At 45.0% G+C, this 21,271-nt stretch carries 18 protein-coding genes and 1 tRNA gene; 16 read left to right on the top strand and 3 right to left on the bottom strand.

The genetic code is table 11. The features are described 5' to 3' along the window. Positions 1 to 38: 38 nt before the first annotated feature. A tRNA-Gly gene (locus tag AB4503_RS10565) sits at positions 39 to 114 on the top strand. Between the two features lie 613 nt (positions 115 to 727). Here the strand turns inward: AB4503_RS10565 and queG are convergent. Further along, the gene (gene queG / locus AB4503_RS10560) at positions 728 to 1,906 is read right to left on the bottom strand and encodes a tRNA epoxyqueuosine(34) reductase QueG (protein WP_102333442.1); all 1,179 of its coding nucleotides are present in this window, start codon (positions 1,904 to 1,906) and stop codon (positions 728 to 730) included. A 240-nt stretch (positions 1,907 to 2,146) separates the two neighbouring features. On the opposite strand from queG, the gene tsaE reads away from it, so the two are divergent. The 8 genes from tsaE to hflC all read left to right on the top strand — a co-directional run bounded on the left by tsaE (position 2,147) and on the right by hflC (position 11,684). After that, positions 2,147 to 2,611 (top strand): tRNA (adenosine(37)-N6)-threonylcarbamoyltransferase complex ATPase subunit type 1 TsaE, encoded by a 465-nt coding sequence (gene tsaE, locus AB4503_RS10555; protein ID WP_017059923.1) that lies wholly within the window; start codon positions 2,147 to 2,149, stop codon positions 2,609 to 2,611. Beyond that, the gene (locus AB4503_RS10550; protein WP_372114554.1) at positions 2,605 to 4,320 is read left to right on the top strand and encodes an N-acetylmuramoyl-L-alanine amidase; all 1,716 of its coding nucleotides are present in this window, start codon (positions 2,605 to 2,607) and stop codon (positions 4,318 to 4,320) included. The genes tsaE and AB4503_RS10550 overlap by 7 nt, the downstream gene beginning before the upstream one ends. A 102-nt stretch (positions 4,321 to 4,422) precedes the next feature. Continuing rightward, positions 4,423 to 6,636, top strand: a complete 2,214-nt coding sequence (gene mutL / locus AB4503_RS10545; RefSeq protein ID WP_372114552.1) for a DNA mismatch repair endonuclease MutL — start codon at positions 4,423 to 4,425, stop codon at positions 6,634 to 6,636. A gap of 97 nt (positions 6,637 to 6,733) precedes the next feature. Further along, the gene (miaA, locus tag AB4503_RS10540) at positions 6,734 to 7,666 is read left to right on the top strand and encodes a tRNA (adenosine(37)-N6)-dimethylallyltransferase MiaA (RefSeq protein ID WP_017059926.1); all 933 of its coding nucleotides are present in this window, start codon (positions 6,734 to 6,736) and stop codon (positions 7,664 to 7,666) included. 192 nt (positions 7,667 to 7,858) lie between these two features. Continuing rightward, on the top strand, positions 7,859 to 8,122 hold the full coding sequence (gene hfq / locus AB4503_RS10535; RefSeq protein ID WP_017059927.1) for an RNA chaperone Hfq: 264 nt from the start codon (positions 7,859 to 7,861) through the stop codon (positions 8,120 to 8,122). Positions 8,123 to 8,166: 44 nt separating this feature from the next. Further along, entirely contained in the window at positions 8,167 to 9,474 is a 1,308-nt protein-coding gene (gene hflX / locus AB4503_RS10530) for a ribosome rescue GTPase HflX (RefSeq protein WP_017059928.1), read from the top strand. A gap of 27 nt (positions 9,475 to 9,501) precedes the next feature. Continuing rightward, a complete protein-coding gene (gene hflK, locus AB4503_RS10525; protein WP_017063176.1) occupies positions 9,502 to 10,704 on the top strand; it encodes an FtsH protease activity modulator HflK in 1,203 nt (400 codons plus the stop codon). Positions 10,705 to 10,706: 2 nt separating this feature from the next. Next, positions 10,707 to 11,684, top strand: a complete 978-nt coding sequence (hflC, locus tag AB4503_RS10520; protein ID WP_017059930.1) for a protease modulator HflC — start codon at positions 10,707 to 10,709, stop codon at positions 11,682 to 11,684. Between the two features lie 172 nt (positions 11,685 to 11,856). Here hflC and AB4503_RS10515 read toward each other — a convergent pair whose 3' ends face one another. Then, positions 11,857 to 12,045, bottom strand: coding sequence for a DUF2065 domain-containing protein (locus AB4503_RS10515; protein ID WP_010434105.1), 189 nt, complete (start codon positions 12,043 to 12,045; stop codon positions 11,857 to 11,859). 172 nt (positions 12,046 to 12,217) lie between these two features. Here AB4503_RS10515 and AB4503_RS10510 point away from each other — a divergent pair, with 172 nt between their 5' ends. Together AB4503_RS10510 and motX are read left to right on the top strand one after the other, a co-directional pair. Then, entirely contained in the window at positions 12,218 to 13,534 is a 1,317-nt protein-coding gene (locus tag AB4503_RS10510; RefSeq protein ID WP_010434108.1) for an adenylosuccinate synthase, read from the top strand. 298 nt (positions 13,535 to 13,832) lie between these two features. Beyond that, positions 13,833 to 14,468: a flagellar protein MotX gene (gene motX, locus AB4503_RS10505; protein ID WP_017063177.1), complete on the top strand. Its 636-nt coding sequence runs from the start codon at positions 13,833 to 13,835 to the stop codon at positions 14,466 to 14,468. Positions 14,469 to 14,611: 143 nt separating this feature from the next. Here motX and AB4503_RS10500 read toward each other — a convergent pair whose 3' ends face one another. Beyond that, positions 14,612 to 16,021, bottom strand: a complete 1,410-nt coding sequence (locus AB4503_RS10500) for an amidohydrolase (RefSeq protein WP_372114550.1) — start codon at positions 16,019 to 16,021, stop codon at positions 14,612 to 14,614. A 247-nt stretch (positions 16,022 to 16,268) separates the two neighbouring features. Between AB4503_RS10500 and rnr the strand changes: the two genes are divergently transcribed. The 5 genes from rnr (at position 16,269) to rplI (ending at position 21,196) form a co-directional block, all read left to right on the top strand. Further along, positions 16,269 to 18,770, top strand: a complete 2,502-nt coding sequence (rnr, locus tag AB4503_RS10495) for a ribonuclease R (protein WP_017063179.1) — start codon at positions 16,269 to 16,271, stop codon at positions 18,768 to 18,770. Between the two features lie 187 nt (positions 18,771 to 18,957). Continuing rightward, a complete protein-coding gene (gene rlmB, locus AB4503_RS10490) occupies positions 18,958 to 19,698 on the top strand; it encodes a 23S rRNA (guanosine(2251)-2'-O)-methyltransferase RlmB (RefSeq protein ID WP_017063180.1) in 741 nt (246 codons plus the stop codon). 277 nt (positions 19,699 to 19,975) lie between these two features. Continuing rightward, positions 19,976 to 20,365, top strand: coding sequence for a 30S ribosomal protein S6 (rpsF, locus tag AB4503_RS10485; protein WP_004741278.1), 390 nt, complete (start codon positions 19,976 to 19,978; stop codon positions 20,363 to 20,365). Positions 20,366 to 20,477: 112 nt separating this feature from the next. Further along, a complete protein-coding gene (rpsR, locus tag AB4503_RS10480) occupies positions 20,478 to 20,705 on the top strand; it encodes a 30S ribosomal protein S18 (protein WP_000090472.1) in 228 nt (75 codons plus the stop codon). A gap of 38 nt (positions 20,706 to 20,743) precedes the next feature. After that, positions 20,744 to 21,196, top strand: a complete 453-nt coding sequence (gene rplI, locus AB4503_RS10475; protein ID WP_010434182.1) for a 50S ribosomal protein L9 — start codon at positions 20,744 to 20,746, stop codon at positions 21,194 to 21,196. The last annotated feature ends 75 nt before the right edge of the window (positions 21,197 to 21,271 follow it).

Genomic DNA, 21,271 nt, shown 5'->3' with positions numbered 1-21,271 from the left:
AACCACATTACAGTTAAACGCGATAGCGGTTAACTTATGCGATACTAGCTCAGTTGGTAGAGCGCAACCTTGCCAAGGTTGAGGTCATCGGTTCGAACCCGATGTATCGCTCCAGCTTTCTTCTAAAAAAGCTAATAAGTACTTTAAACCTCTGTGTTTAAAGGCGACCACAAAGGTCACGCTCTTTCTTTAATGCTGCGAAGCATAATCCCCCCAAAAAAGCAAATAATCCTCCATCATGGTGGATATTTTTTTGTCTTAAATTTTTCTTAGCAACTGGAATGCTAGTAAATATCAGGTCTCTGAAGCAGACACTTGAGGTTTTTCACATCTATAAACAGACTTATCCACAAAATGTTAGGTGTGGATAACTTGGTTGATAAAGTTGTTTCAGGCTTAATTCTTTACCTATCCCTAAAAGATCTTTCTTGTTTTCAATATATTAGATGAATTGCAGCGATCGTAACTTGTTGTTTTTTATCAAGTTGGATGCCTATCTTGGATTTAATAAAAGATCGTTAACTTGTTGTTTTTTGATCTTAATCATTTATCGGTACTGTGTTTAACTTTGCTCGGGTGTCGGAAGTTTACGAGAGTTCTGAATTTTTTCCACATTGTTAGAATTGAGAACAAGGTCAAACATTGTTCTAAAATTATGTGCAACGAGTTGTCTTAAATGTTGGACTGTTAGTGGGGGCTCGCTTGCCATATATTGGTATATAAAGCGTTAAGCGTCTCTTGGTAGTCCTTTCTCTACTATACGTATCAGTCTGTGCTTTTTGGTGGAGATTTTGCTGTTACTTTTTTGCACACAGCTATTTTTCTGCGTAGAGCTATCTTCTTGCGCACTGCTAGCGTTGGGTAACTGCTGTAGTTGTTTATTCAAAGCCCACTCAATATGCACATCAAGCATTTCGTTTTTGCCTTGATGAGACTCCAGGGTTTCAATAATGCGTTGTTGAAATGGTGCATTGCCCATCGCAACAAAGATATTGCGTAACCACTGGGTGTGACCGATACGTCTGATTGCTGAGCCTTCCATTTTCTTTAGGAAGGTTGCTTCGTCCCAACTTGAAAGTGAAACCAGATCGGCTTCTTGGAAATCTTCTCTGCGGTGAAAGTCGGTTTGTTCTGTAAGTTCGGCATGACGATTCCACGGGCAAACTAACTGACAATCATCGCAACCGTAGATACGGTTACCAATGGCATCTCTATACTCTTCAGGGATCACACCATCATATTCAATGGTTAAGTACGAAATACATTTGCGCGCATCAACCACGCCATCAGCAATAATGGCACCCGTTGGGCAAGAAGTGATACATGCGGTGCATTTGCCGCACTCATCAACACTGGGTTCATCCGTGGGAAGAGGGATGTTAACCAACAGCTCCCCTAGAAAGAACCAAGAGCCAGCGTCTTTATCAAGAATTAATGAGTGTTTACCTGTCCAGCCCAACCCTGCTTTTTGAGCGAGTGGTCTTTCCAAAATGGGCGCTGAATCGACGAAAGGGCGTGAGTCTAAACCCTCGACCTCTTTTTCAATTCTTTGTCCTAGCTTTTTCAACTGGTTACGGAACAATTTGTGATAGTCGCGGCCTAAAGAATAGCGGCTGATGTAGCCTTGAGTGGTATCGCTTAGGTTAGAGGCGAACTGAGCTTCTGGTGGTAGGTAGTTCATTCGAGCGCTGATCACTCGAATTGTGCCTGGGTGAAGTTCATCAGGACGTGCACGCATCATCCCATGTCGAGCCATCCAATCCATTTCGCCGTGGTTGCCAGCATCTAGCCATGCTTGAAGAGGGGCTTCGTGTTCACTTAAATCAACATCGCAGATGCCAACTTTTTGAAAGCCCAGCTCTTTTCCCCAGATTTTAATTTTTTCAGCAAGATGGTCTAGATTCATGGCTTATTTCTTATTTTCTCTGTTTTACAATTAGAGATAAGGCTAATTAAAATTAGGTTCGGCAAAAATGGGGGCGGATCTTAACGGATCTTAGTGGTGTTGACCAGAACAGACGCGTTTTGAGCAGTATTTTTCATAGAACTTACACTTGAGTGCTTGTCTCCCAAAAGCATCACGGTTTACTATTCTTGTTCTTTTGATTTTTATATAGTCAACGATCGATTTTTAGAGAACGTATTCATGAGCACGAAACAATTTACTTTGAAAGATGAACAAGCAACGATTCAATTAGGAACGGAGCTTTCTAATCTTTGCTCACAGCAGACGACTATTTATCTGCATGGTGATCTTGGCGCAGGTAAAACGACTTTCAGTCGTGGCTTTGTAAAAGCACTTGGCCATCAAGGAAATGTAAAAAGCCCAACGTATACTCTAGTTGAACCTTATCAACTTGCAGATTGGCAGGTGTACCACTTTGACCTTTATCGCCTAGCAGATCCTGAAGAGTTAGAGTTTATGGGAATTCGTGACTATTTTACGCCGGATGCTATCTGTTTGGTTGAGTGGCCTGAGAAAGGTTATGGGATGCTACCAGAAGCCGATTTGGATATTGATATTCGTTACCAAGACGATCACCGTGTTGTTTCTTTAACCGCTAATAGTGAATACGGACAGCGCTTACTTAGTCAGTTGGAGTTATGTTGATTTCTAAACGCCTGATTTCAACAGTGGCCATGATGGCTGCTGTTTTTTCTATATTGTTTTCTTCACTTGTTTCTGCAAACTCACTGAAAAGTTTAAGGGTTTGGCCTTCTCCAGAAGAAACTCGTGTGGTTATCGACTTAAAATCAGAAGCGGACTTTAGTTATTTCACCCTGAGTAGCCCGAGTCGCTTAGTGGTTGATTTAAAAAATACCAGTCTTGCGACTAAGTTACCGGTCGAGGTGAAAGACAGCCCTGTTCTATCTAAGATTCGTAAGAGCTCACCGCCAGACAAAAACACCTATCGCTTGGTTTTTGAGTTAAAGAAGTCGTCTAAAGCAGAATTATTCAAACTGAGCCCGACCCCAGGTGGTCAGTATGGACACCGTTTGGTGATCGACTTACCTCATGGTGCGGCAAGTAAAGCGACATCGACACCGAGTAAGCCAACGGTAAGTAAGAACATTAATCAGGTTAAGCGCCAGAAAGATATTCTAATTGTGATTGATCCTGGCCACGGTGGTGAAGACCCAGGTTCGATTGGTCCTACGCGTAAATACGAAAAAGACGCGACTCTGAGTATTTCTAAGAAGTTAGCAGCTCAACTGAATGCGGTCCCGGGGATCAAAACTCGTATGACTCGTAATGCTGATTACTTTGTGAACCTGAATCGACGTGTTGCGATTGCTCGAGAGAATGAAGCTCACCTGTTGATCTCTATTCACGCCGACGCCTTTACGACGCCTCAACCAAGAGGTGGTTCAGTGTTTGTATTGAACACTCGACGCGCAAATACAGAGATCTCTCGTTGGATTGAGAATAAAGAGAAACAGTCTGAATTGCTTGGTGGTAGCGGTGCAGCGTTCACAAGCAATATTGATGATAAGAACGTAAACCAAACCCTGCTTGATTTGCAGTTTAGCCACTCTCAAAAAGAGGGCTACAAACTGGCAACGGCAATTCTGTCTGAAATGGGTAAGGTTGCGAAACTGCACAATAGCAAGCCGATTAACACCAGCTTAGCAGTATTACGTTCACCACAGATCCCATCAGTACTGGTAGAGACAGGTTTTATTTCGAATCCGACGGAAGAGAAGCTTCTTTTCCAACGTTCGCACCAAGATAAATTGGCACGAGCAGTGACTAAAGCGGTGGTTAAGTATTTGAAGGCTAACCCGCCTGAAGGGATTATCTTGTCTAACGCAACGTCATCAACGGGCAGCGTGAGCCAACATAAAGTCTCTCGTGGTGAGTCTTTGTCTGTGGTTGCGAGCAAGTATGGTACGTCGACACAGACGTTGATGAAGTTCAACAATCTGAAATCGAGCAGCCTAGCAATTGGCCAAGTACTTAAGATTCCAGGCAGTGCTTCAACTTCATCATCAAGCAGTGCGGTTAAAACGAAGACCATCACTCACACGGTTAAGTCTGGAGAGTACCTAGGTAAGATCGCCAGCCGCTATAAAGTGTCGGTGGCTGATATTAAACGTGAGAACCGTTTGAAATCAGAGACGGTGAGAGTAGGCCAAAAGTTACGTATTACGGTTGAAGTTAAAGATGTTCCTCTGCGCAAACACAAAGTTGCAAGAGGTGATTACCTTGGCAAGATAGCTTCGAAATACGGCGTGAGCGTCAACAGCATTCGCCAAGCGAATAAGCTAAGATCTGACAGTCTAGCTATCGGCCAAGTGTTGATTATTCCTCACAAGTAGTCTTGGGAATGCTAAACAGCTTCAGGTATATCAATGATAAAAAATAAGAACTAGTGCAAACGTAGCAGCGTTTCCATCAATGGCAGTAAGGTAGCTATAAATATGACGATCAAAATACTGCCAGCTCGGTTAGCTAACCAAATCGCAGCGGGTGAGGTGGTAGAAAGACCCGCTTCTGTTGTAAAAGAGTTGGTTGAGAACAGTTTGGATTCTGGTGCGACACGTATCGATATTGATATCGAGAAAGGTGGCGCCAAGATGATCCGCGTTCGTGACAATGGTAAAGGCATCGTAAAAGATGAGCTTGCCTTGGCACTGAGTCGTCATGCTACCTCCAAAATCCACACTCTTGATGACCTAGAGGCGATCGTCAGCCTCGGTTTCCGTGGTGAAGCGCTGGCGAGTATTAGCTCGGTTGCGCGCTTGACCATGACTTCACGCCCTGCCACTCAAGATCAAGCTTGGGCAGCACACAGTGAAGGTCGTGATATGCAGGTAAAACTGCAGCCAGCAGCACACCCAATTGGTACTTCGGTTGAGGTGTTGGATCTGTTCTTCAATACACCAGCGCGCCGCAAATTCTTACGCACCGAGAAGACTGAATTCACCCATATTGATGAGTTGCTTAAACGCATCGCATTGAGTCGTTTTGATGTGACGATCAACCTTCGTCATAACGGCAAGATGATTCGTCAGTACCGCGCTGCAAAAACACAAGTTCAAGCAGAAAAGCGAATCGCTGCGGTATGTGGCAATCCTTTTGTTCGTCATATGCTTAAGATCGAACTTGAGCATCAAGGCCTAAAACTTCATGGCTGGATCACCACGCCAGAAGGAGCAAGACAACAAAGCGACCTGCAATACTGCTATGTGAATGGTCGTATGATGCGTGACAAGCTGATCAATCATGCGATTCGTCAAAGCTACGAAACCAGCCTGCGTCCAGACCAATTCGCGACGTATGTGTTGTTCATTGAACTCGACCCACATCAGGTGGACGTGAATGTCCACCCTGCAAAACATGAAGTGCGTTTTCATCAAGCGCGCCTTGTGCATGACTTTATTTACCAAGCATTGAGTGATGGTTTAGCACAGAGCAAGCAGATCGATGCTGCACCAATCAATCAGTCGGCTTTTCATCAGTCAGAAGTGATTCATCATCAGCAAGATAGTACGAGCTCTGCAGTTGATGGTGTTGCAAGTTTCGCTGAGCCAGAAAGCGTAATGCCTAGCAGTTCGGATCAAACCCAAGTTTCGGATAGGGTGCGACACGCTATTGAGCAAACGCCTGCCTACCCGAGAAAAGCAGAATCAGAGCACGCTTTTGATAAGCCTCAACACAGCGTTAATGATGGTGGGCGACATTATGTTTCATCAATTAGCCCAAGCTCATCAACCAGTCCAAGTTCATCTGCTGGCCGAAGCTCGGCTACTAGTGACAGCAGTTTTACCGGTTCCTCTCGCCAAGAGTGGATAGAGTCTCGACCTGAACCTAAAAAAGAGAAAGAGCCACACCAACATCATGGTGAACCCGCGCCATCTAAGCGAGAAGTGAAAGCCTATAAAGAGCTTCTGAAAACGCCAGATTTTGATGAGCAAGTTGTACAGCCTTCACTTTCTCAAGAGCATGTGGCACCAGTAGAAACCAGAGACAACTTAGAAAATAAAGAAAATAAAGAAAATAAAGAAGCTAAGCCTGCTCAACAGAATCCTGTTCATTTAAAGCCAAGAGCACCTGTAACGGACTTGGGCAAAGCGGTCTCGATTGTGGAACGTCAGTATCTGGTAATGGGCAATAAGAACGGCAGTGTGCTGGTTTCCTTGGCTAAGGCTGAGTTATTGCGTGTTGTTGGTCAGCTTGATACTCGAGGTGGTGCGTTAAAAAGCCAACCGTTATTGGTGCCTTTATCGATTAAGCTGGGTAGTGTACTTGTCGAAGTTGCTAAGGCGCTGAGTCAAACTCTGGCATTACTGGGGATTGAGCTTAAGGCGCGAAACAGCGAGGCGGTAATGGTGATGGGCGTGCCTTCTCCTTTAAGGCAGCAAAACTTACAAATTTTGATCCCAGATCTGTTATCTTACGCGGCTTCAATAAATGCCCAGGGTGCAGTGAAGCAACCTAATGACATGTTGTCAGCTTTGGTTAACTGGATCGGGATTCAAACCGCACAAGTAAAAAGCGACTACACTTTATCTGAAGCGGTTCAACTAGTTGGGGAACTAGAACAACTTTGGCATGGTCTACTTCCATTAGATGATCCAGAGTTTGTTAATCCTATCGACTTTTCAGCGACTATAGCCGCGTTTACGGTTTAATTTTTTCGCGACGACCTTTGTCTTTTTAGCTGAATACGTCGCGACACAAAGCCCTTTGCTAAAAAGCGCTAAAACAGAGAAGCAAATACAAAATATCATGACTGAAAAATTACCTTTAGCGTTGTTTTTAATGGGCCCAACGGCGTCAGGAAAAACAGATTTAGCTATCCGCTTACGTCAGAAATACCCTGTAGAGATCATCAGCGTCGATTCGGCATTGATCTACAAAGACATGGATATTGGTACCGCTAAACCGGATGCGGAAGAGCTTGAGCTCGCGCCTCATCGCTTGATTGATATTTTGGATCCAAGCGAAGCGTATTCTGCGGCAGATTTTCGTCGTGATGCGATCAATGAAATGAATAAGATTGTAGCGGAAGGCAAAATCCCGTTACTTGTTGGTGGCACAATGCTGTACTACAAAGCATTGTTGGAAGGTTTATCGCCATTACCAGCCGCGGATCAAGAGATTCGTAAGCAGATTGAAGCGGAATCTATCGAACAAGGTTGGCAGGCATTGCACGATCAATTAAGAGAGATAGATCCCGTATCCGCTGAAAGAATACACCCAAATGATCCACAAAGGCTTTCAAGGGCATTGGAAGTTTACCGAATTTCGGGTAAAACATTAACAGAGCTAACTCAAACGAAAGGCGATAGCCTGCCATTTCGTGTAAAACAATTTGCAATAGCTCCCAAGGAAAGGACTGAACTCCATCGCCGCATTGAGCTGCGTTTCGAGAAGATGATAGAAGCTGGGTTTGAAGATGAAATGAAGGCGTTGTACGCCAGAGAAGATCTTCACCCTGAACTGCCATCGATCCGATGCGTTGGTTATAGGCAGATGTGGGATTATTTAGACGGTAATTGTGATTTAGACGAAGCGGTTTTCCGTGGTGTCTGTGCAACCCGTCAGTTGGCCAAGCGACAAATCACCTGGTTGCGCAGTTGGGATGATTTAACTTGGTTAGATAGCGAAAACATTGATCAAGCGTTAGAAACTCTTTCAGATGCAATAGCATCTGATTAGTATTGCTGTGTATAATGTGATCGCTTTTGCGTGAATATACTCTGGAAAGGATCCGTTATTGAGGCTTTTAAAAATCACAGCCTTTCAATAACAACGGAGTTTTTTTATTCATTTAGCTCAGATGCAAAGGCCGCACCTTTTTGTGCACCACTAGCTAAATAATTACAACAAAATACAAATAAGGAAAATAAAATGGCTAAGGGGCAATCGCTACAAGACCCATTCCTAAATGCACTCCGTCGTGAGCGCATTCCAGTCTCTATCTATCTTGTTAACGGCATTAAGCTGCAAGGTCAGATCGAGTCTTTCGATCAATTCGTGATCTTATTGAAGAACACAGTAAACCAAATGGTTTACAAGCATGCGATTTCTACTGTGGTACCTGCTCGCGCAGTTAGTCACCACAGCGGCGAGCAACGCACGCCATCTGATCGTCCAGAGAAGACTGAAGATTAATCGTTCAATTTGTACAGCTTGCGCTGTAATAAGGAGTTGGTTGCTTGTTTGACCGTTATGAATCCGGCGAGCGAGCCGTACTTGTTCATATCAACTTCACGCAAGAGGGAGAATGGGAAGATCTAAGCGAATGTGAAATGCTGGTCTCCTCAGCGGGGGTAGAAACGCTACAAGTGATTACTGGTAGCCGACAATCCCCACTCCCTAAATACTACGTTGGAGAAGGTAAAGCCCTAGAAATCGCACAAGCTGTTCAGCTAACCGGTGCTGAAATTGTGATTTTTAACCACTCCCTATCTCCTGCCCAAGAGCGAAACCTCGAGCAATTGTGTAAATGTCGTGTGATTGATCGCACGGGTTTGATCTTAGATATCTTTGCACAACGTGCGCGAACTCATGAAGGTAAGCTACAAGTTGAGCTCGCTCAGCTTCGTCATATCTCTACTCGACTGATTCGTGGTTGGACTCACCTTGAAAGGCAGAAAGGTGGTATTGGTCTTCGTGGTCCAGGTGAAACTCAACTGGAAACCGATCGACGTTTGTTGCGTGACCGTATAAAGGCAATACTACGTCGTTTAGCGAAAGTCGCTAAGCAGCGTGAACAAGGACGACGTGCTCGTAATCGAGCTGAAATCCCAACAATTTCTTTGGTTGGTTATACCAACGCAGGGAAATCAACACTTTTCAATCGCATCACAAGTGCTGGTGTTTATGCGGCAGACCAACTGTTTGCAACCCTAGACCCAACACTACGTAAGATTGATTTGGCAGATGTCGGGCCTGCAATTCTCGCAGATACCGTAGGTTTTATCCGTCATCTACCACACGACTTGGTCGCTGCGTTCAAGGCAACATTACAAGAGACGCAGGAAGCTGACATTTTGTTACATGTTGTTGATGCCAGTGATGACCGTTTTCGTGAGAACATTCAGGCTGTTCATGAAGTATTAGAAGAAATCGATGCTCATGAAGTGCCAACCCTTGTAGTCATGAACAAAATTGACTGCATGGAAGACCAAAAACCTCGAATTGAAAGAGACGAAGAGGGCGCACCTCGCGCTGTTTGGGTTTCTGCAATGGAAGGAGAAGGTATTGAGCTACTGTTTGAAGCTTTAACTGAGCGTTTAGCTAGCCAGATGGTTCAATTCCGGTTGTGTATTCCACATCAACATCAGGGCCGTATTCGCAGCTTATTCTTCGAGATGAAATGTATTCAACAGGAAGAGTATGATGAAAATGGTAACTTGTTGATAGATATCCGAATGCAACAAATAGATTGGTCTAAACTTGAAAAAAGAGAAGGGGCGCTCTTAGGTGACTTTATCGTTACCAAAGAGACTGCTACAGTATAACGTCATATCAAATGATGGAGCTTTCTAATGGCGTGGAATGAGCCTGGAAATAACAACAACGGCGATAATAACGGCCGCGATAATGACCCTTGGGGTAATAAAAATAATCGCGGCGGCCGAGATCAAGGACCGCCAGATCTAGACGAAGTGTTTAATAAACTAAGTCAAAAGTTAGGTGGCAAGTTTGGTAAAAAGGGTGGCAACGGTAACGGGCCATCTATTGGTGGTGGCGGTGCAATTGGCTTTGGTGTCATTGCCGTTATTGCTATTGCTATCTGGTTCTTCGCTGGTTTCTACACCGTTGGCGAAGCAGAAAGAGCAGTAGTACTTCGACTGGGTCAGTTCGACCGTATCGAAGAACCTGGTCTTAACTGGCACCCACGCTTCATCGATGAAATCAGTGATGAGCAACTAGTAAACGTTCAAGCGATTCGTTCTCTACGTGCTGCTGGCACGATGCTAACGAAAGATGAAAACGTTGTGACCGTTGAAATGGGTGTTCAATACCGTGTTTCTGACCCATACAAGTACTTGTATCGTGTAACGAATGCAGACGACAGTTTACGCCAAGCAACCGATTCCGCGCTTCGTGCGGTAATTGGTGACTCACTAATGGATAGTATCCTGACAAGTGGTCGTCAGCAGATTCGTCAAAGCACTCAAGAAACGTTGAACCGTATTATTGATAGCTACGATATGGGTATTCTGATTGTTGATGTGAACTTCCAGTCAGCACGTCCACCTGAGCAAGTGAAAGATGCATTTGATGATGCTATCGCGGCTCGTGAGGATGAAGAGCGTTTCGAGCGTGAAGCTGAAGCTTACCGAAATGACATTCTTCCAAAAGCAACAGGTCGTGCTGAGCGTTTGAAGAAAGAAGCGGTGGGTTACTCAGAGCGCACAGTTAATGGTGCTCTAGGTCAAGTTGCTCAATTCGAGAAACTGCTACCTGAATACCAAGCTGCTCCTGAAGTAACACGTAACCGTATGTACCTAGATACAATGGAAAAAGTGTACTCAAGCACATCGAAAGTCCTGATTGATTCTGAATCAAGCGGTAACTTGCTATACCTACCAATTGATAAGCTAGGCGCACAAGGTGGTTCTCAGTCGGGCTCTCGCCCTGCAAAAGCATCATCAACTTACGATCAAATTGAGTTAGAAACTCAAGCGGATCCAAAGCCTAGCACTCAAACTCGTTCAGACAGTTCACGCCAAGGGAGATACTAATAATGCGTAAATTAATGATCCCTGTATTAGTTGTGACGATTGCCCTTCTATTGATGTCAGTGTTTGTGATTCAAGAAGGTGAGCGTGGCATGGTAATTCGTTTTGGTCGAGTTCTCGATGACAACGGCGTATCACGAATCTATGAACCAGGTCTGCACTTTAAACTACCGATGTTTGATCGCGTAAAAGTACTTGATGCTCGTATTCAAACGATGGATGGCCGTTCTGACCGTTTCGTAACATCAGAGAAAAAAGACGTTCTAATTGATACTTACGCAAAATGGCGTATTGCTGATTTTGGACGTTTCTATCTGAGTACCGGTGGCGGTAATATCATGACGGCAGAAGCACTTCTTGAGCGTAAAGTGACAGATGTTCTTCGTTCTGAAATTGGTTCTCGTGAAATTAAGCAGATCGTGTCAGGCCCTCGCAACAAGGACATCCTGCCAGACTCTGCTGATAGCGAAGTCGTCACAACGGTAGCGGCTGCAGAAGCACTAGAAGTTGATGGCGAACGCGATAAGATCATGGAAAACGTTTTGTCTGGAACGGCAGAAAGTGCGATGGCTGATTTAGGTGTTGAAGTTGTTGATTTTCGTATGAAGAAGATTAACCTTCCTGACGAAATCAGTGAATCTATCTACCGCCGTATGCGTGCAGAACGTGAATCGGTTGCTCGTAGACACCGTTCTCAAGGTCGTGAGAAAGCGGAAGTTATCCGTGCTCAAGCTGAGCTAGAAGTGGCAACAGTTCTTGCTGAAGCTGACCGTACAGCTCGAATCACTCGTGGTGATGCGGATGCAGAAGCAGCGAAGATCTACTCTGATGCGTTCAGCAAAGATCCTGAGTTCTACGGCTTCATGCGTTCATTGCAAGCTTATGAGACATCATTTAGCGATAAGAGCGACATTCTAGTACTGGATCCGAAGACTGACTTCTTCCAATACATGAATCAAGCAAGCGGCGCTCCAGCAAAATAAGCTGATGCGTTAGCGAATGCTTAGCTTAATAAGCAAAATACGTTAAAACTTAAAAGGCTCCCATTGTGGGAGCCTTTTTGTTTTCTATGACTTCTTTCAGGAGGAGACATGTTTGTGGATTCACTATTGGGGCGCGAGGGAAGGCGCTTAACAGCGTTCTACTTATAGAAACCTAGCGGTAGGTCATGAAAGCGATAACCGCTCCAGCCACAACAAGACAGCCTCCAATGCGGCGCAGTTGCGTGTCTGGTTGCTCGCTCAGTTGCGCGACCATGTTTCTCCAGCCATTGGGTGCAATCAAGGGGCCGAGCCCTTCCACAATAAGTACGAGCCCAATAGCGAGCCAAATTGATTGAGACATGGTTCTGCCTTTTGTCTGTAAAAAAGCAATGATATCAGTATCTTTACACATCTGCCCCCAGTTATGGCTGGTTTATTTTTGTACAGCGTTAACGTTTATGAACAAAAAGTGACTGCAAGAAGTGTGATTCAGTGCTAGAATCCATTTTTAATTAGCAACAGAAATTGGAAAGATGGGAAATAACGTAGTCGTTCTAGGCACCCAATGGGGTGATGAAGGTAAAGGTAAAATCGTTGACCTTTTAACTGAAGATGCAAAATACGTGGTTCGCTACCAAGGCGGTCACAATGCAGGTCACACACTTGTAATTGACGGTGAAAAAACCGTTCTTCACTTAATTCCATCAGGCATCCTACGTAATAACGTTAAATGTGTTATTGGTAACGGTGTAGTATTATCGCCTGACGCACTTCTAAAAGAAATGAAGCCTCTTGAAGATCGCGGTATTCCAGTACGTGAACGTCTTTTCATCTCTGAAGCTTGTCCTCTAATTCTTCCGTACCACATTGCAATCGACAACGCGCGTGAAATCGCTCGTGGCGCTAAAGCTATCGGTACAACGGGTCGTGGTATCGGTCCTGCTTACGAAGATAAAGTTGCTCGTCGCGGTCTACGCGTTGGCGACCTTTTCGATAAAGAAGCATTTGCTGAGAAGCTAAAAGAAGTGATGGAATTCCACAACTTCCAACTAGAGCACTTCTACAAAGCTGAAACAGTAAGCTACGAAGAAGTTCTTGAGCAAGCGATGAGCTACGCAGATATGTTAACTGCGATGGTTATCGACGTAACTGACGAACTAGACGCAGCACGTAAGCGCGGCGACAAGATCATGTTCGAAGGTGCTCAAGGTACGCTACTAGATATCGACCACGGTACTTACCCATACGTAACGTCTTCTAACACGACTGCTGGTGGTGTTGCTGCAGGTTCTGGTTTCGGTCCTCGTCACATCGGTTACATCCTTGGTATTACTAAGGCTTACTGTACTCGTGTTGGTTCAGGTCCATTCCCTACTGAGCTATACGATGGCCTTGAGAAGCAAGACCCAGTTGGTAAACACCTAGGCGATGTTGGTCACGAGTTTGGCGCAACAACTGGTCGTCTACGTCGTACTGGTTGGTTTGATGCTGTTGCTATGCGTCGTGCAATCCAAATCAACTCTCTATCTGGTATGTGTCTAACTAAACTAGACGTTCTAGATGGCCTAGAAGAACTAAAAATCTGTACTGGTTACAAGATGAAAGATGGTTCTATCCTAGAAGTTTCTCCAATGGCTGCTGAGTCATTCGAAGAAGCGACGCCAATCTACGAAACAATGCCTGGTTGGTCTGAAAACACATTTGGTGCTAAATCTATCGACGCGCTTCCACAAGCTGCTCTAGATTACATCAAGCGTATCGAAGACCTAACTGGCGTTCCAATTGATATCGTATCAACTGGCCCAGATCGTAACGAAACTATCATCAAGGTTCACCCATACGGCGCATAATGCCTGCTGAGTGATTACCAGGCACGAACAGTGCTTTGATAATAAAATAGTTTTCTAAAAGCCGACTTTATTAAGTCGGCTTTTTAATACCTGCAATTTAGCCGTTCACTCTTTGATGGTGATCTTTTAAGCGTCATCAGGCAAAATATTGCCCATTAGCGGCAAGTTTTGTCTAAAGCCGTCGGGGTTATTGCCGATACAGATATCATGGAAAGTGAAGTTCACCCTGTTTTGTGCGTGTAGAAATCCTCTGCATTCCTCAATAGATAACTTTAGCGACAGATAATAGAGTGCAGGTATGAAGCTACGAATTGTGGCAGCTTCATTAATAATGGCGCTGAGCTCACCCTTGAGTCATGCTAATTTGGCTGATGTGGGAGAGCCCGTTCCAATATATACAGAAGCTGAACTGATTAATTTAATCGAAAATAATCAACATCTAGAGCGAGTGAAAGCTGATAAGTGCCAGTTAGTTGAAGATATCGTTGCTCGTGCAACGCGTATTAGCTTGCCTTCTTATGAGTTTTTATACGGTGATATGTTGGCTTGGGGTGTGTGTGTTCCACAAGATGTAGAGCTTGGCCTTTACTATATGGAAAACGCGGCACATCAAGGTTTACCCGCTGCATTAGAGCAGTTAGGTCGTTATTACTCTCGTGGTACTTTGGTACAACAAGATCAAGAGCGTGCGATTCCGTATCTACGTGAAGCGGCCTCTATGGGCAACTTAAGTGCGAGCATTCACTTAGCGGAACTCTTGTTACGTGACTACGGTAGCCCATTGGATTATGAAGATGCTTACCGTTGGTTGTATAACTCGGTAACCGCAGATCAAAGACAACACAGACGTATCACTGTGCTTCGTAGCGGTCTGGAACAGAGAATGCCAGACAATATTATTGCTCGAGCAAAGCGTCGAGACGTGTTCTGGTAAGACAGATTATTGAATGAGCAATGATGATTAATGACTGCACTCGTTAATCATCTAAAAAACTCGTATTAAAAAGGCCTCGCTGAGATTCATCAGCGAGGCCTTTTTTGATCTGAACGGAAAACCGTTTATCTAATTCGGTAGCGTTATTGAACCACCTCACCAGACTCAATCACCGTTTCACGAACAACCTTGGTGAAATCGAGTGCTTCTTGACGAATCTTATCTTCGTCTACCGTTAGCATGTCGCGATCTTGCATGATGATCTTGCCATCAACGATGGAGTGACGAACATTGCCTGAGTTAGCTGAGTACACCAGTGCTGAGTATGGGTTGTAGACTGGAACCATATTTGGCGCCTTAGTATCGATCACTATGATGTCAGCCAGTTTGCCTGCTTCAAGAGAGCCGATCTTATCTTCCATGTGCAGCGCTTTTGCTGCGCCCATGGTCGCCATGTCGATCACTTTGATCGGCGGCATCGCAGCACGATCTTTGTTAACTAACTTGTGAACCTTAGCGACTTGGTTGAATTCATCAATGGTGCTCAGTGTGTTACCAGACATTGGGCCATCAGTACCTAAACCGATACGCACGTTTTCGTCATACATCTTAAGCGCAGGTGATACGCCTTTTGCTGACTTGATGTTAGCACTCATGTTATGAGCCACGCCCATATCCGATTTCTTCACCAGTTCGATATCATGATCGTCAACAAGGATCATGTGTGCACCCACCAAGTTCTTGTTGAGTGCGCCAATGCTGTCCATGTATTGAACCGGGGACAATCCATCAGAACGCTCTGCGATTTTCTCTTCTTCACGGTGTGATTCTGCAAGGTGAATCATTACTGGAACATCTAATCCTAGGGATAGTTTAGATATTTTCTGAAGGATCTCTGTGGTGTTGGTGTAAGGCGCATGCGGGGCAAACGCTGGTGTGATGCGTGGGTGATCTTTGTATTCTTCAATGAAGTTCAACGCGTACTTAATGCCTTCTTCTGCGTTGGCAGCGTCGGCGACTGGGAACTTAATCACCGTTTCACCTAGGATGGCACGCATACCGATCTTATCGACGGTTTTTGCGACTTCATCTTCGAAGTAGTACATGTCGGCGTAAGTGGTCACACCGCCTTTCACCATTTCAACGTTACCTAGGTTGGCACCAATGCGTACCATGTCTCGCGATACTAGCTTCTTCTCTAGCGGGAAGATGTAGCGGTGTAGGCGATCTGGCACATCATCGGCCAACGAACGAAAAACTGTCATTGATACATGAGTATGGGTATTGATGAGACCTGGCATAACGATATCGCCATCAACGTCTAACACTTGCTTAGCTTGGTACTGCTTCTCTAGTGAAGCATCACCAACCGCAATGATTTTGTTGTCTTTGACGACAACAGTACCGCTTTCATAAACCGTTTTGTCTTGGTTCATGGTTAGAACCATCGCATCGGTAATCATCAGGTCAGCCTTTTCCATTGCCGAACTTGCGAATGGGAACAGCGCTAGGCTCGCCATAGCTGAAGCCAATAAAGTGCGTTTTAGTTTCATATCATACCCAGAACAGGAGTTAGTAAAGTGCGTGGATAATAGTGTATTTCATTCATGGCGCAAACGTTTGTTTTATCGTTTGCTTGAAATTTTGATGATAATCCACGTCTATGAAGCGATGTTTCACAAAGTGAAGATATGTATCAATCTGAGGTTATTTGAGTGTTTTCTAAAGCATATCTGTAGCTTACCCCTAGCATCAGATATACTAGGGGTATATACCTTCCTTGCTTAAGCAGGCCCGCCTATGTCAAAAAACACACCAACGTCAGAAAATACGACAGCGACAACCACTGTTGATCCTTTTGCCGACCGAGAGTCGAAAAATTACGATAACCCAGTACCAAGCCGAGAGTTCATTATTTCGTTTCTAACAGACGCGAATATTCCGATGAACCGCAACGATCTATTCGAAGCTTTGGGTCTTGCTGGAGAGGAACAATATGAAGGGCTGCGTCGTCGTTTGCGTGCAATGGAGCGTGATGGACAGCTTATCTTTACTCGTCGTCAGTGCTACGCATTGCCTGAGAAGATGGAACTGATCAAAGGCTATGTGATTGGTCATAAAGACGGTCATGGTTGGGTTCGCCCAGACGGCAGTGTGGGTAAAGACAATGATATCGTGCTGCCGCATCATCAGATGAAAACCATCATGCACGGTGATTACGTATTGGTTCAGCCTACTGACAACAGTAAGCGTGGCCGTCGTGAAGGTCGCTTGGTTCGTGTGCTTGAAGAGCGTAAAACGCCACTTGTTGGTCGCTTCTTCCTAGAGTACGGCCATTCTTACGTTGTTGCTGATGATTCGCGTATTAGTCACGACATCCAGATCCCTACTGAGCATAAAGGCGGTGCTCGAATGGGTAATGTGGTTGTGATTGAAATTACGGATCGCGGTGGTCGTTCTCGTAACATGATGGGGAAAGTAACCGAAGTTCTTGGTGAAAACATGGCGCCGGGTATGGAAACGCAGATTGCGATCCGTACTCACCAGATCCCACAAGAGTGGCCTGAAGCGGTAGATAAGCAAATCGAAAACCTAGGTGAGCATGTTCCTGAAGAAGCAAAAGAAGGACGTGTAGACCTGCGTAAACTGCCATTGGTTACCATTGATGGTGAAGATGCGCGTGACTTCGATGATGCGGTTTACTGTGAAGCGAAGAAAGGCGGCGGCTGGCGTCTATGGGTAGCGATTGCTGACGTAAGTTACTACGTTCGCCCAGATACAGCGCTAGACAAAGAAGCGATTAACCGTGGTAACTCGGTATACTTCCCGTCACAAGTCGTGCCAATGCTGCCAGAAGTGCTTTCAAATGGTTTGTGTTCATTGAACCCTCAGGTAGACCGTTTATGTATGGTGTGTGAGATGACTATCTCAGACAAAGGTAAACTGTCAGGCTACAAGCACTACGAAGCGGTAATGAATTCTCATGCTCGTCTTACTTATAACAAAGTAGGCGCGATCTTAGATGGCAATGAAGAATTACGTGAGCGTTACGAACCTGAAGTACCACATCTTGAAGAGCTTCATAAGATGTATAAGGTGCTTAAGAAAACGCGTGACGAACGTGGTGCGATTGAATTTGAAACGGTAGAAACTAAGTTTATCTTCAATGCGGATCGTAAGATCGACCGTATTGAACCGGTAATTCGTAACGATGCACACAAGATCATCGAAGAGTGTATGATTCTGGCGAACATCGCATCGGCATCTTACGTAGAGAAAGCGAAAGAGCCTGCTCTGTACCGTGTTCACGAAACTCCGGGCGAAGAGCGCTTAATGGGCTTCAAGAGCTTTTTAAGTGAATTAGGTTTAACACTGGAAGGTGGTCTGTCGCCATCACCAGTAGACTATGCACAACTGATGCAACAGATTAATGAACGTGAAGATCGTGAATTAATCCAAACTATGCTGCTACGCTCAATGAAGCAAGCGGTATACAACGCGGATAACGCGGGTCACTTTGGTTTAGCTCTTAAACGCTATGCTCACTTTACCTCGCCAATTCGTCGTTACCCAGATTTGCTATTGCACCGTGCGATTAAGTACCTTATTGCGAAAGAAGAAGGTCGTAACAGCGAACGTTGGACGCCAACTGGTGGTTACCACTACACTTTCGATGATATGGACTTCTACGGCGAGCAGTGTTCAATGACTGAACGTCGTGCTGATGACGCAACGCGTGAAGTAAACGACTGGTTGAAGTGTGAATACATGCAAGACCATGTCGGTGAGGTGATGGATGGTGTGATTGCCAACGTGACTGGTTTTGGCTTCTTTGTTCGTCTAACTGAACTGCACATTGATGGCTTGGTACACATCTCAGCGCTAGCGAATGATTACTACCAATTTGATGCTGTTGGTCAGCGTCTAGTGGGTGAAAGCTCAGGTAATATCTACCGCTTGGGTGATTCGGTTAAAGTGAAGGTTTCTGCGGTTAATTTAGAAACTCGCCAAATCGACTTTGACTTAGAAGACACTGATCGTCAGCCGCGTGGCAAAGGCAAAACAGCCAAGAAGCGTGCAGCAGAAGCGATGAAAAAGGCGAAAAGCAAGAAGCGCTCAGCAGTGAAGAGTAATAAGCCAGGTGTATCAGCGAAGCCTATGGTTGAGCCAACTAAGCGACCTGACGGAAGCAGCGAAGGCCCTGCTAAGAAGAAAAAGCCAGCGAATAAAACCGGTGCTGCTAAAGCTCGCGCTAAGAAAAAGCGTGCTGCAAGCCGTAAGCCAAAGGCTGATAACTCTTAAGACTGATAAATCTTAAGGCTAATAAGGCGCTCTGCTAATTAGGTTTAGCGCCTACTGATTTAGTGTGAAATGACTTTAATGCGAGAGTATCAGGCACAAGACGCATACTCTCGAAATGAACAACACAGAGGTGGACACATCGGCATTGATGTCATTCATCTCTGAGCAATAAGAGTAAGTTGAGACAATGAGTAACGAATTTATTTACGGTATTCACGCGGTGAAAGCCGTACTAGAAAAAGATCCTGCACGTTTTATCGAAGCGTATGTATTGAAAGGTCGCCAAGACGAGCGTCTTCTTCCATTACTGAACCAACTGCAACAGTTTGGTGTGTCGATTCAACAGATGGGTCGTAAGCCGTTGGATGAAAAAGCACAAGGTGCGAATCACCAAGGTCTTATTGCTAAGGTGAAGCCTGCTAAGCAGCTTAATGAAACTCACCTAGACGATATCCTAGCGCAGCACGAACAGCCTTTGCTGTTAGTTCTAGACGGCGTAACAGACCCTCATAACCTAGGCGCTTGTCTACGTAACGCGGATGCCGCAGGTGTCGCTGCTGTTATCGTACCTAAAGATCGCTCTTCGCCGTTAACAGCAACGGTAAGCAAGGTTGCATGTGGCGCAGCTGAAACGGTTCCTCTCGTGCGCGTAACCAACCTAGCTCGCACAATGCGTGCACTGCAAGAGCAGGGCGTATGGTTTGTGGGTACGGCAGGTGAAGCAACGCATGATATCTATCAAGCGAAGCTAACGGGTCCTCTTGCGGTAGTTATGGGTGCAGAAGGTGACGGTATGCGTCGTTTAACTCGTGAAACTTGCGATGATCTGATTAAGATTCCAATGGCAGGTAGCGTATCGAGCTTAAATGTTTCTGTGGCGTCGGGTATTTGCCTGTTCGAAGCGGTAAGACAGCGTTTAGCTCAGTAATGCGTTAACGCTGCTTTAAGTCTATGAATTTATTAGCGCTCACCACTTGCTGGTGGGCGTTTCTTTTTAGGCTGTTATAGCAAAATCCATCGGTTTGTCGGATGGCTAGATGGCGACAGAAAAACTGTTTCATTATTCACCAAATAGCGCTTGCCAATACCGGGTTCTTTCTATAACATTTGCCGTCCTTAAAACTCGGTCATTTATCTTTAGTTCCTTGCTTCCTCTGGACGACCGGGCCACTCGTGGAAGCTAATAATCCGTAAGGAGCAACCAAATGCGTCATTACGAAATCGTATTCATGGTTCACCCTGATCAAAGCGAGCAAGTTGCTGGCATGATCGAGCGTTACACTGGTTCTATCACTGAAGCTGGCGGTACTATCCACCGTCTAGAAGACTGGGGTCGTCGTCAAATGGCTTACCCAATCAACAAGCTTCACAAAGCTCACTACGTTCTTATGAACGTTGAAGCTGGTCAAGAAGTGATTGACGAGCTAGAAACTGCTTTCCGTTTCAACGATGCAGTTCTACGTAACATGATCATGCGCACTAAAGGCGCTGTGACTGAGCAATCTATTATGCTTAAGCAAAAAGAAGAGCGTGCAGAGCGTGCTCCTCGTCGCGAAGAGCGTACAGAAGCTAAACCAGAAGCAGCTGCTGAGTAATTCTTTTTTGGCTTAACGCCTTAAAAAATTCTCAACTTGTTTTAGGTCATTGATAGTTATTTCGATAATTGTGAAAGACCGCTTTACTAAATTTAAGATCAGGAGATAGCCCATGGCTCGTTTCTTCCGTCGTCGTAAATTCTGCCGTTTCACTGCAGAAGGCGTACAAGAGATTGACTACAAAGACGTAGCAACTCTTAAAAACTACATCACTGAAGCTGGTAAAATCGTACCTAGCCGTATCACTGGTACAAGCGCTAAGTACCAGCGTCAACTAGCTCGCGCTATCAAGCGTTCTCGTTACCTAGCTCTACTACCGTACACTGACAAGCATCAGTAATCGGTAATAGTTAATAATAGTTTAAGAGGACTAAGATAATGCAAGTTATTCTACTTGATAAGATCGGTAACCTAGGTGGCCTTGGCGACCAAGTAAACGTTAAATCTGGTTACGCTCGTAACTTCCTTATCCCACAGGGTAAAGCAGTTATGGCAACTAAAGACAACGTTGCTATGTTCGAAACTCGTCGTGCTGAACTAGAAGCTAAAGTTGCTGAGCAACTAGCTGCTGCTGAAGCTCGTGCAGAGAGCGTTAACACTCTAGAAGGCGTTACAATCGCTTCTAAAGCTGGTGACGAAGGTAAACTATTCGGTTCTATCGGTACTCGTGACATCGCTGACGCTATTACAGCGGCAGGTGTTGCAGTAGCTAAGAGCGAAGTACGCCTACCTGAAGGCGCTCTACGTAACATCGGCGAATTCGAAGTAAGCATCCAACTTCACTCTGAAGTTTTTGCTACTGCGAAAATCGCTATCGTTGCAGCTGAGTAATTTCAGTACCAAGACGAATTCTTTCTTTTGAAAGTTTTAAACACCAGCTTCGGCTGGTGTTTTTTTATGTCTGGA

Source organism: Vibrio sp. 10N.222.55.B11, from assembly GCF_041473705.1.
Lineage (GTDB): Bacteria > Pseudomonadota > Gammaproteobacteria > Enterobacterales > Vibrionaceae > Vibrio > Vibrio crassostreae_C.
Note: the sequence above shows the minus strand (reverse complement) of the source record. Positions and strands in the feature narration are given on the sequence as shown.